We start from the raw sequence: 558 nt of genomic DNA, 5'->3' as shown, positions 1-558 counted from the left end.
GATGGCGATCCACCTAGATCGCCTGGAGAAACAGGGGTAACCCCCCCTGCTTCTCCAGAGACCAGAGCATTATGATGTGAAAAAGAAACCCACGTCTCAAAATGACGGGGTTTCTCGACAATCTGAGGATGATAATCTCATTGAGATTATCATCCTTTTCACTTTTGCTTGGCGACGTCCTACTCTCCCAGGACCCTGCGGTCCAAGTACCATCGGCGCTGGAGGGCTTAACGGTCGTGTTCGGGATGGGTACGTGTGGAACCCCTCCGCTATCGCCACCAAACATGAATTTGCTATGCAAATTCTTCCGTAAGGTTATTAGCTTCATCACATATCGTGTGAACAAATAGCCATGCGCTTGTTGTATGTCACTTGTACATACGTTCAAGGTTACACCCTGAAAACTGGATCCGAAACTTATTTGCGTTTTATCTTAGGATAAGCCCTCGACCGATTAGTATTGGTCAGCTCCATGCATTACTGCACTTCCACCCCCAACCTATCTACCTCGTCGTCTTCAAGGGGTCTTACTAATTGGGAAATCTCATCTTGAGGGGG

Annotated in this window: 2 rRNA genes; both read right to left on the bottom strand. The window is 47.8% G+C overall.

Annotated elements, in window-relative coordinates:
• Positions 1-166: 166 nt before the first annotated feature.
• Positions 167-283: ribosomal RNA gene (gene rrf / locus ACWA2B_RS27965) — 5S ribosomal RNA — on the bottom strand.
• A 151-nt stretch (positions 284-434) separates the two neighbouring features.
• Positions 435-558 (bottom strand): 23S ribosomal RNA (locus ACWA2B_RS27960); the annotation flags it as partial.

Source organism: Paenibacillus sp. CMM36, from assembly GCF_053570945.1.
The sequence above is the reverse complement of the archived record's forward strand: the minus strand, read 5'-3'. Positions and strand labels throughout refer to the sequence as shown.